9 protein-coding genes are annotated in these 16,888 nt (G+C 49.9%); 3 read left to right on the top strand and 6 right to left on the bottom strand.

Translation table 11 applies throughout. The features are described from left to right. Positions 1–54: 54 nt before the first annotated feature. From ACR9Y8_RS25020 to ACR9Y8_RS25010, 3 genes are all read right to left on the bottom strand, one after another. Entirely contained in the window at positions 55–1,707 is a 1,653-nt protein-coding gene (locus tag ACR9Y8_RS25020) for a RagB/SusD family nutrient uptake outer membrane protein (RefSeq protein ID WP_481215985.1), read from the bottom strand. Positions 1,708–1,724: 17 nt separating this feature from the next. Then, on the bottom strand, positions 1,725–4,688 hold the full coding sequence (locus ACR9Y8_RS25015) for a SusC/RagA family TonB-linked outer membrane protein (RefSeq protein ID WP_481215984.1): 2,964 nt from the start codon (positions 4,686–4,688) through the stop codon (positions 1,725–1,727). Positions 4,689–4,903: 215 nt separating this feature from the next. Further along, complete coding sequence (locus ACR9Y8_RS25010; RefSeq protein WP_481215983.1) at positions 4,904–6,535, bottom strand: glycoside hydrolase family 43 protein; 1,632 nt, start codon at positions 6,533–6,535, stop codon at positions 4,904–4,906. A gap of 88 nt (positions 6,536–6,623) precedes the next feature. Between ACR9Y8_RS25010 and ACR9Y8_RS25005 the strand changes: the two genes are divergently transcribed. Both ACR9Y8_RS25005 and ACR9Y8_RS25000 read left to right on the top strand, forming a co-directional pair. Beyond that, a complete protein-coding gene (locus ACR9Y8_RS25005) occupies positions 6,624–7,646 on the top strand; it encodes a LacI family DNA-binding transcriptional regulator (protein WP_481215982.1) in 1,023 nt (340 codons plus the stop codon). 135 nt (positions 7,647–7,781) lie between these two features. Next, positions 7,782–10,247, top strand: coding sequence for an ABC transporter permease (locus tag ACR9Y8_RS25000; protein ID WP_481215981.1), 2,466 nt, complete (start codon positions 7,782–7,784; stop codon positions 10,245–10,247). A gap of 101 nt (positions 10,248–10,348) precedes the next feature. Here the strand turns inward: ACR9Y8_RS25000 and ACR9Y8_RS24995 are convergent, their stop codons facing one another. The 3 genes from ACR9Y8_RS24995 to ACR9Y8_RS24985 all read right to left on the bottom strand — a co-directional run bounded on the left by ACR9Y8_RS24995 (position 10,349) and on the right by ACR9Y8_RS24985 (position 15,656). Further along, positions 10,349–12,559 (bottom strand): hypothetical protein, encoded by a 2,211-nt coding sequence (locus ACR9Y8_RS24995; protein WP_481215980.1) that lies wholly within the window; start codon positions 12,557–12,559, stop codon positions 10,349–10,351. Positions 12,560–12,574: 15 nt separating this feature from the next. Continuing rightward, on the bottom strand, positions 12,575–15,049 hold the full coding sequence (locus ACR9Y8_RS24990; RefSeq protein ID WP_481215979.1) for a glycoside hydrolase family 95 protein: 2,475 nt from the start codon (positions 15,047–15,049) through the stop codon (positions 12,575–12,577). Positions 15,050–15,170: 121 nt separating this feature from the next. Next, positions 15,171–15,656, bottom strand: a complete 486-nt coding sequence (locus tag ACR9Y8_RS24985; protein WP_481215978.1) for a DUF6934 family protein — start codon at positions 15,654–15,656, stop codon at positions 15,171–15,173. A 108-nt stretch (positions 15,657–15,764) separates the two neighbouring features. Here ACR9Y8_RS24985 and ACR9Y8_RS24980 point away from each other — a divergent pair, with 108 nt between their 5' ends. Further along, entirely contained in the window at positions 15,765–16,550 is a 786-nt protein-coding gene (locus ACR9Y8_RS24980; RefSeq protein ID WP_481215977.1) for a hypothetical protein, read from the top strand. Positions 16,551–16,888 lie beyond the last annotated feature (338 nt).

Raw genomic sequence — 16,888 nt, 5'->3', positions numbered from 1 at the left:
CAAAATACGAAACGCAATGCGTTCCTGTGTGCCTTTAACAAATTAATATGTTGGTTATTGATAACCTTCATTCTGCTTAAACTCATTCTTATTGGTCACCGCATCTACCTGGTCTTGCGGAATAGGCCGTACCAGGTGATAAGGCAGGATATTATTCTTTGCATCCGGGTTGTGCAGGGTGATGCGTTCGATCAGCTTGCCGCTGCGCTTCAGGTCAAACCAGCGCAGCTGTTCACCTGCCAGTTCCCGGGCCCTTTCATCCAGTATAAAGTCCAGTGTTACATCAGCGGCAGTGATCTCAATGGCTGTTTCATGCCCGGGGATAGCTGCACGTTTGCGTAATTTATTCAGGTAGGTGGCTGCACTGCCTGTATTGCCCAGCTTTAGCTGTGCTTCCGCTGCGATCAGGTACATTTCTGCCAGGCGGATCACGTAGGCATCTCGGGCGCTCTGCTCTTCATCCTTACCGCCACGGGTAGGATCGGCAAACTTCTGCAGGGAGATATAACGGGTACGGTCTTTCCCTGTTCCGTCTGTATTATAGATATCGTTTCTGTCATAGATGCGGTACCGGTGTTTGGCTCTTTCTTCGGCAGATACCACCTGCTTGGTGATCACAATGGCGCTATCGCCGATCTTCATCCCGGCCGGGGCAGTTTTCTCATTATTGCAATACCATACCTGCTTAAAGCTGGCGCTGTACCGCGCATCCACCGTCTCATCAAAAAGATCGAGCAGGAAACGTGAAGGCATATAGCGGTTAAACGGACGGCCATTGGCAATATCGCGTTGCATACCGGGCAGATCATCATATTTCATCCAGAACATCAGGTGACCGTTATTGGCCCCGCGTGAGTGACCATTGGGAAACAGGGTAGCATCTATACGGTCGTTGAACACCAGGTTCTTCATATAGTCCACCGCCCAGATGATCTCTTTGTTCTTCAGGTTATCCATTCTCCACAAGTCTGCATAATTAGCCAGGAGATCATATCCGTATTGGCTGATCACCTTTTCTGCCAGATCCGCTGCCTCCTGGTTTCTACCCCGGGTAAGGCATACACGGGCCAGGAACGCCTCTGCCGCAGGTTTGGTAACCCTGCCGTAATCTGTGTTAGTGGGCGCCAGGTTGGCGGTAGCAAACTCAAGATCACGGAAGATCTGTGCATAGAAAGTATCTACCGGTGTACGGTTGGCAGTGGTGGTGATATCTGTTGTAGGCTCCAGGCTGAAGTGAACCCCACCCCATGTTTCCACGATATGCCAGTAGTAGAAGGCGCGAAGAAAACGCAGCTCCGCTTCTCTTTGTTTACGCTTGTCATCCGGGAAGCCTACATCAGCGATCTTCGAAAGACCGGTATTGCACACGTTCACTGCAGCATACAGCTGCTTCCATTCCAGGCTTACCACGGCATTGCTGCCCTGCAGGTTATCATAACGGGTGAGATCTGGATAGACATCGCCGGTGCCGCTGGTCCAGATATCAGTGCCCATTTCAGAAATACTGTATCCCTGCTCTTTGCCATACCACCAGCGGGTATAAGTATAGGCAGCATTTACCAGTGTTTCCATGCCGTCCGGAGTAGACAGTATAGCGTCCACCGTTAGACCCGAAGGGTTATACTCTTCCAGCTGTTTATTACAGGCAGCAAGGCCGGTGGCTGAAAGAGCGAGTAATACAAATGCTTTTTTTATATTCAGTTGCATACATCCATTTTTAGCTGTTAAAACTCAACATTTAAACCTGCCACATACAGTTTGGTCATCGGGTTGCTCAGGTCTCCGCCTCTTTCCGGGTCATAGTCCTTCACCTTGCTGAAGGTGAACAGGTTCTTACCGGTTATATATACACGCAGTCCGCTGATATGTATATGCTTCAGCATGTCAGCCGGGAAAGTGTAGCCCAGTGAAATGTTCCTGATCTTCACAAAAGATTCGTCCCTGAAACCCAGTGAGCTGATGAAAGGCGTGCTGGCTTTTGAACGGCTGGCATTGGGACGCGGGTAGTCATTGGTAGGATTCTCCGGCGTCCAGTAATTCAGGTGCGCGCTGTTCTCCAGGCCCTGCGGATCAAACTTGGCATCGTATTCAGACAGGATCCACTGACCGATACGGGCATACACATAGATGTTGAGATCAAAATTGCGGTAACGGATATCGTTGTTGAAACCACCGCTCCACTTAGGTACCTGGGCGCCCAGCACCACACGGTCTGCAGTGGTGAGCTTACCATCGTTGTTCACATCCCGTACCTTGATATCGCCTGGTTTATAAGGGCCATAGCCGGCTGCCTGCTCTGCCTCCTTCTGCTGCCAGATTCCTACCTTCTCGTAGTCATAATACACTTTAACAGGAGAACCGATGAACCATTTGTTGGCTACATCATTGGTATTGGCATCCGCGAGCGCAACAATTTCCTCCTTATTGCGGGAGAAGACGATACCGGAAGTCCAGGAAAGATCTTTTGTACTGATATTGGTCGTATTGATGCCTATTTCGATACCCCTGTTCCTGGTCTTACCAATGTTCTGCACTACCGTGCTCACACCACTGGAAGTAGGCAGCGTACGTTGCAGCAGCAGGTCTTTGGTATGTGTATCGTAATAATCAATAGCAGCGCTGATACGGCCATCAAACAAGCCTATGTCCAATCCTATATCTGTGGTGGCCGACAATTCCCATTTGAGCTGCTTGTTGCCCACCTGGTCGCTGATGCCATAGGCCATCGCCGCATTGGTATCGTCAAATGAGAAGGGGATCTTGGACACATAGGTTTGGGTGGAATACGGACGGATAGCGTCATTACCCGCTATCCCCCAGCTAGCCCTTAGTTTCAGATCGCTGAAAACACGTTGCGACTGCATGAACTTTTCATCGCTCACACGCCAGGCGCCTGCTACAGAGGGGAAGAAAGCCCACTGGTTACCCGGCGCCAGTTTGGAAGAACCGTCTGAACGGCCTGTCAGTGATAACAGGTACCTTCCTTTGTAAGCGTAATTGATACGGCCTGTGAAGGAGATCAGTTTGCTCGACTGGTACGCGCTCCTGACGGCAATGCCGCTGGAATTGTTCTGCATGGCATAGTACAGCTGTTTTGGCAGCAGCTGGCCTTCCCCCTGCAGGAAGCTGGAGTCGCGGCTGTCAGACAGGTAGCTGGTTACGCCGGTAATGCCAAAGGAATGATCGCCGGCTGTATGCTGGTAGGTCAATACATTCTCCCAGTTTAAATTACGGATGGAGCCCGTATTATACTGCGCTCTTGAAGTAGAAGAAGTAGCGCGGTCTATTGTATACCTGGATGAAAAAATACCTATGCGCAGGTTCTCCAGCGTAACGCCGAAGTTAGAGCGAAAGGTAAGGCCTTTGACGGGCGTAAGCTCAACATAGGCATTAGCGAAAGTACGTGTAATACGGCTCTGGTTCTGGTAGGCATCCGGCTGCTCATCTGCCAGCGGGTTGATGGCCGACCCGCTGTTAGGGAACATCACCAGGTTGCCCGCTGAGTCATAAGGCAGGCTCAGTGGAATGATCTTGTTAGCCTGGTTCAGCGGATCGCGGCGGCTGCTCTGATCATAGTAGGTGATCTGGCTTTGCATGCCCACCTTCAGCACATCGTTGATGGTCTGATCAATATTCAAACGACCGGAATAACGTTTAAGACGGTCCAGTTTGAACAGGCCCTTCTCGTCAAAATAATCGAGCGAGAGATACACTTTCGTCTTTTCTGAACCACCTGACACGCCTACCTGGTAATCCTGCTGCAGGCCGTCATGGATCAGCTCATCTGCATAATTGGTCCAGAGATTATTCTGGATAGCGTTCAGCTCAAAGGCGTTGAAGATCTTCGGATCATCAGCTACGCTGTTCCAGGTACCAGTGGTACGATTGGCTTCTCTTTTCTGCGCTACATACTGCGGACCTGTGCTCACCGCGGGATAACCGGCTACCTGTGAAACGCCGAAATAGGAGCTTACATTCACTTTAGGCTTGCCGCTGGTACCGCGTTTGGTGGTAACGATGATAACGCCGTTAGCGCCTCTTGAACCATAAATAGCAGTAGAGGAAGCGTCTTTCAGCACTTCCATAGATTGTATGTCATTGGGGCTGATGTCTTCTATGCTGCCATACTGGACGCCGTCTACAATGTACAGCGGACCGTTATTGGCGGTGATAGAGCGGTTACCCCTTACCGTTACATTTACTTTGGCGCCGGACGCTCCGCTGCTGCGGGTAATGTCAACGCCGGGCAGTTTGCCCTGTGCAGATTCCATGACGTTGGTAACGGGCACTTTTTTCAGCTCGTCTCCTTTTACAGAAGCCACGGCTCCTGTAAGATCTCTTTTCTTCACTTGTCCGTAACCAACTACGATCACTTCATCCAGGTTTTTGTTATCTTTTTGTAATTGAATGTTCACAGGGCCGTTACCGTTAGCAGTGTGCGTTACAGATTGATAGCCCATGTAGCTGAACAACAGTTCAGCGTTTTTTCCTGCAGGTACAGAGAAGGTGAAATTACCGGAAGCATCTGTTTGAGCGCCGGTACTGGTTCCTTTAAGCTGCACGTTCACAAAAGGCAACGGCTGACCGGTAGCAGCATCGGTCACCTTTCCTTTTATGGTTTGAGTTTGCGCCAGACACCATCCGGCACTGCCCATGAGCAGCCAGCAGATAAATAAAATTCTGTTCATAACGTAGGGTGAAATTGGTGATATGAATGGATGTTATGCAGCACCCCCCTTTAGTGGCACGGCAACTTGTATCAGGTTTTCAATACCGGTATCTGATATGGCAAGTCTAATGATATATTCGGTAAAGCAGAAGTGTTTGAAAGTATTTATTTACGCAAACGTTACCGGGAACGATGACAAACAGCAGCTGGCAGCCAGCTGCTGGCAATTAGTAACTACTCCACCCTAAACCAATCCACATCCGCAAACCCCGAATCATTCGTTTGCTGCACCCGTGTACAGAACAAGCCTACCTTCGCCCCTATCCATCTACCCGCCACCGCGGTAAAATTGCTTTCAATGGTATTAAACTGCTTCCCATCCTCACTATAACTAAACCTGCACACCCCTCCTTCATCCACCGCTACGCGCAGATAAATATCCGCTTCGCTCAACTTCCCCAACACCTGCGATGTCTCCGGATTCCCCTTATCCGCCTGCTTACACACGCGGTAATCGATCTCTATTCCATCGCCTTTTTTAACCAGGCTTAAATAAGCATAACTCGCTCCCATAATGATCAGGCCAGTCCTGTCTCCTTCCAGTCTCGGTTTAAATTTCAACTTCGTCGTTACCGTAAATCGTTCCGCCGGAAACTTCTGCAGCAATAAGCCCGGTACCTCCCAATAATTCTTTGCACTATCCGGTACTTTAGCCGCAAACAAGCGCATATAACCCAGGTTGCCTGCGCGCATCATCCACGTAGCCTTCGGATTTGCATGCCATTGCCATTGCAGTCCTAACGCATTTGTATTACACTCATCAGACTCCTGCGGGGTAGCCGGCGGCCAAAGCTTTCCTACATTTGGTTTCCTGTACGTCAACACCGGCTCTCCTTTTCCATCTCCATCTTTATCGGCTCCTATTACCGGCCAGTCATTGATCCAGCGCATCGGCTGCAGATGCACCACACGCCCATAAGCTTCCTTATCCTGGAAATGCAGGAACCAATGCTCGCCAGACGGCAGTTCCACCCAGGCGCCCTGGTGAGGCCCGTTCACAGGCGTGCTGCCCTGGTCCATCACAATCTTCTCTTCGTAGGGGCCGTAGATGTTACGCGAGCGCAACACCAGCTGATACCCCGTGCTCACACCGCCCGCCGGCGCGAAAATATAGTAGTACCCGTTACGCTTGTACAGCTTGGGGCCTTCCAGTGTTGGATGTGCATCGTGCCCGTCAAACACCAGCACGCCTTCATCTGTTACCGCCGTGCCCGCAGGATTCATCCGGTTGATGGTAAGCACGCTCTTGATACCTGCCCGGCTCCCCGCATAGGCATGCACTAAATACACATCGCCATTATCATCCCAGAGCGGACAGGGATCAATCAAGCCTTTGCCTGCTTTCACCATCACCGGTTCCGACCAGGGACCAGTGGCCTGTTTCGCTTTTATCATGTAGATGCCGAAATCCGGGTCCGGATAGTAGATATAAAATGCTCCCTGGTGGTAGCGGATGGAAGGCGCCCAAACACCATTGCCATGCTGCGGACGTTCAAAATGCTCAAAAGGCGGCTGCCGTAAGAGCGCATAGCCAACGATGCGCCAGTTCACCAGGTCCTTTGAATGCAGTATAGGAAGGCCGGGTATCGCATTAAAACTGGAAGCGGTCAGGTAATAATCATTGCCTGCGCGGCAAACATCAGGGTCAGAATAATCTGCATACAGTACCGGGTTCTTATACTGCCCGTTCCCCAGGTCGGGCGCCCAAACTTTCGAAATTTCGTGTGATCCTGTCTGTAATGGCTGTTGCGCCTGTGTGGATAGCGACAGGCAGCAGGCTGCCGCTACCCATAAACTTTTTCCCATGCTATGTGGCTTTTCAAAACGTGTTATTAAGTGTAATTGCTACACGATTAGACAAAACTATTAAAAATCCTTATTTTTAGATCACGTTATGAAATTTGAAGCTGCAACAATAAAAGATATTGCCAAAGCCCTCGGCTTGTCAACGTCCACGGTATCGCGCGCATTGCGCGACAGCCATGAGATCAGTACGGAAACCAAGCAACTGGTACTGGAATACGCCACCCGTATCAATTACCATCCCAACCCGATCGCGCTGAGCCTGAAAGAAAAAAGAAGCCGCTCCATCGGGGTGATCGTAGCGGAAATTGCCAACAGTTTTTTCTCACAGGCCATTAACGGCATTGAATCAGTAGCATACGATAAAGGCTATAACGTGATCATCTCACAAAGCCATGAATCGTATGATAAAGAGGTGATGACCCTGCAATACCTTGCCTCCCGCTCTATCGACGGGCTACTGATATCAGTATCTACCGCCACTAAAGACCTCCAGCATCTGCGCGCCCTGCACGAAAGAGGCTTCCCCATTGTATTCTTTGACCGTATTGTAGAAGATATTAATACCCACAAGGTAATGGTGGATAATTTCCGCGGCGCCTATGATGCTACCATGCATTTGATCAAACAGGGCTATAAAAACATCGCCACCATCACCAATTCAGAGAACCTTTCCATCACCCGCGAAAGAGTGGCTGGTTATGTGGAAGCACTGGCGCAGAAAAATATCAAAGCACGCAAACCAATGATCAAATACTGTTTTCATGGCGGCATGATCCTCTCCGAAGTAGAAGAGGCCATTACACAGCTGATGAAAACAAGGCCCCGGCCGGATGCTATTTTCACTTCCTCCGATAAGCTGACCACCGGCTGTATGCGCGTGCTCAAAAGCAAAGGCATCCGCATTCCAGACGATATTGCCGTAGTGGGCTTCTCGAATTCCGATATCATCGAACTGCTGGACCCTCCCATTACCGTGGTAAGGCAACCCGCCTTTGAAATGGGGCAGGTAGCCACAGAACTGCTGCTGCAGCTGATCGAAAGCAAAAGGCCTGTCAAGGACTTCGAAAGAAAGATCCTGGCCACCAACCTCATTGTACAGCAGTCTACATAAGGCTGTCCGGAAGCGGACGATCACTCCGCCAAAAACGGACAATTAAAAACATATAATAATATATAGAAATGCTTATTATCAGTCTCCTCAGCGACTGGCATGCTTATTTGTAACATAAGCATAATATCTTCCCCTATGATCAGGAATTACTTTAAGATCGCCTGGCGCAATCTTGCCAGGAACAAAGTATACGCCATCATCAATGTTGCAGGCCTTGCATTAGGCATCAGCGCCTGCCTGATCATCTACCTCGCGGCCAGCTTTGAGCTGAGCTATGAAAACTTCCACCCCGATAAAGACAGGATTTACAGGATAGTCTGCGATATGAGCTCTCCGATATATGGACACGGATACGTAGGTTCCGTACCTGATCCTGCCCCCGCAGCGATCCGTGAAGAGCTGTCCGGTTTTGAGAGCGTAGCCATGTTCAGTACTTATGATGCCAGCGTAATAGTGCCGGAAAACAATGCGCCTGCAAAGAAATTTGATGCCGCCGGGCAAAGAGAGGAAAAAACGGATATCGTCATTGCAGAACCACAGTACTTTAACATCTTCCGCTACAAGTGGCTGGCAGGCAATCCTGCTACTGCCCTGGCGGAGCCTTTCAAAGTGGTGCTGACAGAAAGCAAAGCGCATAAGTATTTTGGAAAGCTCCCCCTGAGCGATATCATCGGCAAAGCCCTCATCTATAAAGACTCCCTGCGCCTCAGCATTTCAGGGATCGTAGAAGATCTTCCCCGTAACACCGATTTTACTTTCAATGATTTTATCTCGTTTGCCACCGTGCGGCAAAGCTTTCTCCGCAATGATTTCAGCCTGGAGGGATGGGGTAATTTCAGAAAGGCTTCGCAGACATTTGTCAAACTGCCTCCGGGTGGTAATCCTGCACAGATCAATGCGCAATTCCCTGCATTTATTAAAAAACATGTGTCAGTAAACGAAGGCGACCGTGCAGATTTTCACCTGCAACCATTGTCCGATGTGCATTTTAACCTCACCTACGACGACAATTTTACGCGCAAGGCACACCTGCCTACCTTGTACGGTTTAATGGGCATTGCGCTTTTTATTTTGATCATTGCAGCCATTAATTTCATCAACCTGTCTACCGCCCAATCTATTGAAAGGGCCAAGGAAACCGGTATCCGTAAAGTCCTGGGCAGCAACAGGCGTCATCTTATCTTCCAGTTCCTCAGCGAAACCTTTATACTAACGCTGATGGCTATTGTGCTTTCTTTATTCCTGGCGCGCCCGCTGCTGGCATTCTTCCAGTCTTTCATTCCCGGCGGGGCAAGCCTGCAGATCTTCAGTTCTTCCATCCTGCTGTTCCTGCTGGGCATTACGGCATTCACTACCTTGCTGGCAGGCCTGTATCCGGCCATCGTATTATCCGCCGGCTTACCGCTGCTCAACCTGAAAGGAAGCAGCATGCAAACGGGCAACAAACGCGGATATTTACGCAAAGGGCTTATCGTGTTCCAGTTCATTGTTTCATTGGTATTCATCACCGGCACCCTGGTGATCGGCAACCAGATCAGGTTCATGCTGCATAAGGATATGGGCTTTAACAAAGATGCGATCATTAATATCCCCACCAACCGCGAATATCCTTACCAGAAAAAAGAAATGCTGGCTGCGGCCATCCGCCAGCTGCCGGGTGTCGACAAGGTGAGCCTGAGCAACGGCACACCCGCCGCCAATCAACACTGGACCACTTCATTGCAATACCAGGGAAAGAACGAGATCACCATACCCTGCCAACTGGAATGGATCGATGAGAACTTTGTTCCCTTATACCAGCTAAAGATCATTGCCGGCCGTAATGTGCTGCCTTCCGACACCATGAATGAATACCTGGTCAATGCCAGCTGTGCAAAGGCCCTGGGATTCCGGCATCCCGGGGATGCTATCGGTAAATTTGTACAGGGGGGCGTGAGCGAAGGTTCCGCCCATAAGCCATATCCTATCGTAGGCGTGGTGGCAGACTTTCACACAAAATCATTACACGAACCGATCAAACCGGTATTCTTCTCAACATCGAAAAGAGTGACCACTTCCATCAACGTTAAACTTCATACCAACGGTAAGGAAGCCGGGCACTTTACCGCCGCACTGGCCAACATCGAAAAACAGTGGAAAGCGGTGTATCCCACTGAAAAGTTCACTTATACTTTCTTTGAAGAAACCATCGCCCGCTTCTATGTAAAAGAGCGGCAAACGGCATTGCTGATGAACACCGCCATGGCTATTGCCATCTTCATTTCCTGTATGGGATTGTTTGGATTGGCCGCCTTTACCGCCAAACAGCGTACCCGCGAAATAGGAATCCGCAAAGTATTGGGCGCCAGCATAGCCAATATCGCCACCATGCTGAGTAAAGATTTTGTGATCCTGGTGGCTATCTCTATTGTTGCATCCGCCCCGCTGACATGGTATTTCATGCACAAATGGCTGGAGAACTTTGCTTACCGCACAGCAATTTCCTGGTGGATCTTTGTACTGGCCGGGGTGCTGGCTATGCTGATCGCATTGCTTACCGTGAGTTTTCAGGCTATTAAAGCAGCGGTGGTGAATCCGATAAAAAGCTTACGAACAGAATAAATTAATAATTAAGAATGAATAATTAATAATACCGGCAACACGCGTACCGGGCTAGATACAAGTCCTAAGATTATTAATTATTCATTCTTAATTATTAATTATCACGGCATTCTTTGTAACCCCTCCCACTTCACCTGCCATTTCCCGTTCTTCGGGAAACCCGGCGCATCCGGCCCTGTATATCCATCCCAGCCTGCGCACATCATTGCTATCGCAGACAACAACGCGCCATTACCCGGCAGATAGATCCGCAAATTATCCCGCTGGTAATTATGCCCGTTAGGCAGGAAAGTATTCTTTGGCACCTGCTTCATTAAAACATCAACAGCAGCAGTAGGTTCGCCCAGCCGGGTAGCTGTCATGGCCACCAGCGGATAATCCCATCCCCAGGTGTCGTCCCAGCTCCAGGAGGTCCATATCTTGTTAAAGGTCCGCAGCAGCGTAGCTTTATCCACCAGTGTATCACCGGGAACAAAACCATTAATGCCCAATACGGTAGGGTGATCCGTCATATAACGGGGATTAGTATACGAATCGGGTGCGGATTCAGCCGCCAGGTAAAGACCGTCTTTTGTCGGATAAGGCGCTAACTGCGCCAGTACCTTCTCCCACTCCGGCTCTGGCGACATACCGAGGCGTTGCCGCCATTGCAGGGCCGTGCGTAAAGCCCATCGCCAGTATGCCAGCTCAAAGGAAGGATTGACGGTAGTGGCGGGATCGAAACGTTCTTGTGCAGGTATCAGTCCGGGACCCAGCATATACTGATGCTTCGTAGTATCATACCAGGGATAGGAAGCCATAAAATCAGCTGTGGCGAATACCAGGTCTTTATATTGTTCCAGTGTTTGCTTATCAGGATGATCGCGGTAGCACAGCTCTGCCAGGTAAATGAAATGCGGCTGTTGCCAGATCAGGAAAGGCCCTACAGGCGAAGGGCTTTCATTGCCCGAAGGGTCCGTCATCTTGGGCCAGCGCACCCCTTTAAAGCCCTGGAATTGCGCAGTTTCCCGGGCTTTGTTCACGATAGCGGCATACCAGGGCATGCTTCTTTCCAGCAGCGCGGGGCGGTTCCACAATGCAAAATGCGCAGCATGCCACCAGTGCATTTCCATATGGAATTTACCATACCAGCTGTTATAGGTGAGCCCTGTTTCCTGCGGTGGTGTGGTGCCTGCGCATTGTATACGGGTAAGGTATTGCGACAGTACAATACGACGCTCCAGTTCTTTGGCGCGTGGATCGGTGCTGCCCGAGAGATCAACTGCTCCGCCGCTTTCCCAGAAATCCTGCCAGAACGTACGGTTGATCATGGTGATCTGCTTATACGTGAACGGACGCAAATGCTTGCTCATCGCATCTACAGGAGAAGGTCCTCCTGCTCCACCGGCCGGCTGCCTGGGCCCAGCCTTGGAAAAATGACAGCTGAAAGAAAGCTGATCTTCATCGCTGAGATGCTGCAGGTAATAATCATGCGCCGCCTTCCTGTATAAGGACTCTTCACCGATCCATTGCAGCATTACATTGTAATTGCTGTTATCCAGCTCCCGTTCAAACAACACCTGTTTATCGTTCAGGTATTGTGCATTGGTCTTATGCTTGTCCGGCTGCTGAAAGTCGATACCACCTTCCCAATCGCCTTTCGGATAAGGGAAACGGATATGGATGCTCAGCTTGTGCTGCGCCACCAGCGGGGACTGTACCGTGGCGGCCACCATATCCAGCTGCGGATGACATACTGTGCGTACGGTCACCGGTACATTCTCCACTTCAAAATAACTGGTGATCTCGCCGGTCCACAGGTTCAGCTCCTGTCGGATGCGCTGGATGTCTTTCATCTGCGCAGGCGTACCATCTTTCTTTAGTATGTTAAAACCGATAATGCCCAGGTGCAGGCGATGAGGGTTTGCCCTTAACCAGTCTGAAGCGTCTTTCTTGCGCGGCGGACTATTGTGCGCATACAGGTAAGGCACCTGGCGGTCATGCATGTTATAGGTCTTCCATACTTCTACCCGTTGATAGTTATATGGATTCGGGAAGCTGTGCCAGCCCCATTGCGACTGTGTGCCCAGGGGTACGCCCTTCTCATAATGTTCCGGGAAAGTTTGCAGACCGGTAGGATCTACGGTAAAAGCAAATTCACCGTTCCCTACAGAAAGGGATGACAGTGAATCAAAGCTTTGCACGATCACGTTATGACGGGTAACCAGGGCGTGCCGGTCAATCTTCCCGGTAGTAGCAGTGGTTTGGGCAAACGCCAGAAAAGGGCATGCCAGTAATAATATGCAGGCAAGTACAGTAAGCTGGTTTTGCATAGTGCGTTGTCTCTCCTATTCTTTGATCAATACATAGGTTTTTCCGGGACTGGTATTAAACGTATACAGGTAACCGTGGCCATCGCTTTGCAAGGCGGTCAGCTGCAGGTCGCCCATACCTTTCATGGGCTGCAGCGTACGCACACGGCAGGCGCCGCCATTCCTGGATTTGATCACCGCTTTGAGTTTATCTTTTGTCCAGTCCATATCAATTTCAAAACCACCTCTGGCTACCAGTCCCCTCACTGTTCCAAGCTTCCACTTGTCTGGCAGGGCAGGTAGTAGTTGTATAGCATCCTGCTGACTTTGCAGCAGCATTTCAGTGATCCCGGAAATACCTCCAAAGTTACCATCTATCTGGAAAGGAGGATGCGCACAGAACAGGTTAGGATAAGTACCACCGGCATTATGGTAGTCGGTAGATCCGTCACCGGTCAGCTTCATCAGTTCCCTTAAGAGCTTATAGGCATGATTGCCATCCAGCAGGCGTGCCCATACATTGATCTTCCAGGCCTTGCTCCAGCCCGTACCACCATCTCCCCTGATCTCCAGGGTACGTTTACAGGCGTCTGCAAATTTCGGATCGATGAGCGGGGATATTTCCCTGCCGGGGAATAATCCAAAGAGATGCGAGATATGACGATGTTGCGGATCTTCATCTTCCCAGTCTTTATACCATTCCTGCAGATTACCTTTCTTACCTACATGCAATGGATACAGTTTGCTTTTTGCACGCTGTAGGGTATCGCGGAAAGCTTCATCTGTTTGCAGCGCTTCCGATGCATCTATCAAATTGCTGAACAGATCACGGATGATAGACATATCCATGGTAGTTGCGATAGACACGTCTCCTTTTGCGCCATTCTCTGTAATGAACACATTCTCCGGTGAGGTAGACGGCGCTGTTACCAGGTAGCCGCTGCTGTCTTCCACCAGCCAGTCCAGTGTGAATTGCGCCGCTGCTTTCATAATAGGGTAAGCCGTATCACGCAGGAAGGTTTTATTTCCGCTAAAGCGGTAATGTTCCCACAGGTGCTGGCACAGCCAGTTACCGCCCATCGGCCAGTTGGCCCATTGCGGGTCGCCTTTGCCCATATCTCCCACGGGGTTAGACAAAGCCCAGATGTCAGTATTATGATTCGCGGCCCATCCTCTCGTGCCGTAAAAATGCTGTGCGGTGTAACGCCCTGTACTGGCCACCTCGGGTATCAATGTCAGCAGTGATGCATGCATTTCAGACAGGTTCACCGCTTCCGCCGCCCAGTAGTTCATCTGCGTATTGATATTGATCGTATAGTTAGAGCTCCAGGGCGCGCGCAGCTCTTTGTTCCAGATGCCCTGCAGGTTGGCAGGCACGCCTTTCAGGCGGGAGCTGGAAATGAGCAGGTAACGGCCAAACTGGAAATAGATCATCTCCAGTTCCTGGTCGTCTGCACCTGCAGCATACTTACGCAGCCGCTCATCCGTATATGCGGGCGTTGTTTTGGAATCTCCGCCCAGGTTTAATTCCACCCTGTTAAAATACCGGGCATAATCTTCCTGGTGGCGGGCGCGCAGTTCCCCGAAACTATGGTGCGCGGCGCTTTCTATATACTCTGTAGCAAGTTTGTGTTCATCTTTTCCTTCACTGTCAGGACATTTATCAAATCCATTAAAGCTGGTTGCGGCAGACAGCAGCAATACTGCTTCAGAAGCGCCCTTGATGGTGATACCGCTGGTGTCTGTGCTGACAGTACCATCTGTGCTGCTAACCCTTATCTTCAGTTCAAAGCGCATGCCTTTGCAGCCGCTCACATCTTCATAAATGATCGGCTTAGCGGAGCTCACATAACTGGGATCTACCTGTGCAGGGGCTTTCCCTTTCAGGCTGAACTCCTGTTTACCCGTTACTTCCGGGTGGTAGCGTAGCTGGCTGCCAGCGCTGATCTTGCAATTCAGCTGCTTCCCGCTGGCGCTTAGTTTAATAACGATCACCTGGTCGCGGCCGGAGGCAAAGACCTCCCGGGAATATTTAGTTTGATCAATTGAAAAGCTGGTGCTGGTGATGGCCCTGGAAAGATCCAGTTCCCGGCGATAGTTCTTTGGCACGGCGCCCTTTGGCAGCACCTGCGTGATCTTCAGATCGCCCAGCGGTAAATAGGATTGGCTGTACACCCCCTGCATCTGCTGCACTTCCTTTGCCGCGGCGTTATAGTCGCCTTTACGAAGCGCTTCCCTTACCGCCGGTAAATGGCTGGCAGCATGGGGATTTACCTGGTTGTTCACGGGCCCGCCGGACCATAAAGTGGCTTCATTCAGTTGGAGGAGCTCTTCATTCACCCCGCCAAATACCATGGCGCCCAGGCGGCCGTTTCCAACTGGCAGGGCTTCTGTCCATTCTTTGGCAGGTTTGTTATAGGACAGTCCCAGGATGTGTTCCCGGTGTTGTTGTGCGGTAGCGATGCCTGCAAGCAGCAGCAGGCCGGGTAGTATTTTTATTCTTAATTGCATTGTGTACATGGAATTCAAACGTACAAAATACTAATTCGCGGGGATTTTCATATGGTATAAAAAGAAAGCCCGCATATTCGGTATGAACATGCAGGCTTAATAAGGTAAAGTAATATAGCTATTAACTTCTTTTTTTAAATGATTCGGGAAGGCCGTGCTTCTCTATAAATGCTTTAGTCTCCTCCGCTTTTCTTTTGAAAACAGGGTCGTTACTATAATCTCTCATGTTTTTTACTACGGTTATACCAGGGGTAGTAATCTTCTTTTTGGACGCTGTTTTAGGCATAATGTCCCGTTTTAATTTAAACAAATTTAAAATTTCTCTCTGACTTTCAACAATCACGGTTTGCGGATAATACTTAACGAAATCAACAACCGTCAATGCAACAGTAGCTATCACTTTGTTACGGTCATTATTATTACTTCTGGCTTGGTCATTAATTTCTTGTTTACCTACATCCCAATCACCAAATTCGAGGTTAAAAAAATTAACATCAATCTCCCTATAAAAAACAATTTTCCTGATGATGCCATTCGGCCCTTCGCTTAAAAACTTATACGTAAGATGATTGCTATCTGCAACTACGGGGTACCTGTCCAGGTTCATTCACAATGGATTTTAAGAAACGCAAAATTAAGGTAGCCCAATAAATAAAACGTTGATTCAGATCATCATTTTACTCATTTTTCCTTGCTAATTTCATAAGAAAAGATCATGGCAAAGCAATGTAGTTTATTCAAATTCACCGGCAAGCTCGATAACGTGATCGGCTATCGCCGTAAAGGCGTCTGGTGCGTTCGCTCCATGCCGGAAAAAGTACAACAATCCTCCGCTACCCGGCGGGCGGCCCAACGCTTCGGCATGGCCAGCCGCAAAGGAAAACTTATCAGAAGGGCTGTCCGTCCTTACCTGGACACACACTACGACGGTACCTTCGTGAACCGCCTGAACCGGGCGCTGATCCAGGCGGGGATTAACAATCTCCAGGGCATTCAGGGCTTCGGGTTCAACCGCGTTACCGGATTGGAAAAGATCCTCACCCTGCCGCCGCAGCTCAGGGAAGACGGCCACGTGCATATTCCTGCACAGGAGCTGCCCCTACTCGGAAAAGCTACTCACCTGGAGATCACGCTGATCACCGCGAGGGTCAATTTCGCAGAAAAAAGAGTAGTGGAGGTGAATACCGATCTGAAAGTATTTGAGCTGGATGAGCCCTTCAATGGCGCCGACCTTCATGCTCCTGTTCCCGGCAAAGGAACGCTGATAGTGATCATACAGGCACGCACCTGCAGCACCTGCAACGGGAAGCTATACCCGATAGGCGGCCGCAGGTATTCAGCAGCTAATATCATCGCTGTCGTTCCTCCTGCTATGCCGCTGCAACCAGCTGCCCGAAAACATGCACGGGGCAGACGGCCCCCATACCCGTCACCTGCACAACACCGTGCCTTTTTTAAAGAAGACGTACCGCAACCGGTTTCCAACTATCAGCTGGAATGAGTGATCCCGTATTGCAATGTTCTTTTTATTATCTCTTTTTATACCCCGGGCGTCATGCTCCTGGAAAATCTATGCCCCATTCCCCTCAATTCTCCTATTTCCGGCCCAAAAATGAGCCACTTATCATCCCCGCTAACACTTATTGCTCAACTTTCCACCTCCAAGGAACCTCAAACCTCAGACTTCAAACACCAAACCTTCGTTTTTCTTCCCTTTCGCCTCTTCCCGGCATCAAGTCCTGATCAAGTCCACCTCACCTCTGCTAACCGTTTAGCTCTCATAGCCTTTTCGTAGGGGGACAGTAACCTTGTCCTTACCTGCAAGCTACCTGAACGCTA

It is taken from the genome of Chitinophaga sp. SVR4-12A (assembly GCF_056754765.1).
Note: the sequence above shows the minus strand (reverse complement) of the source record. Positions and strands in the feature narration are given on the sequence as shown.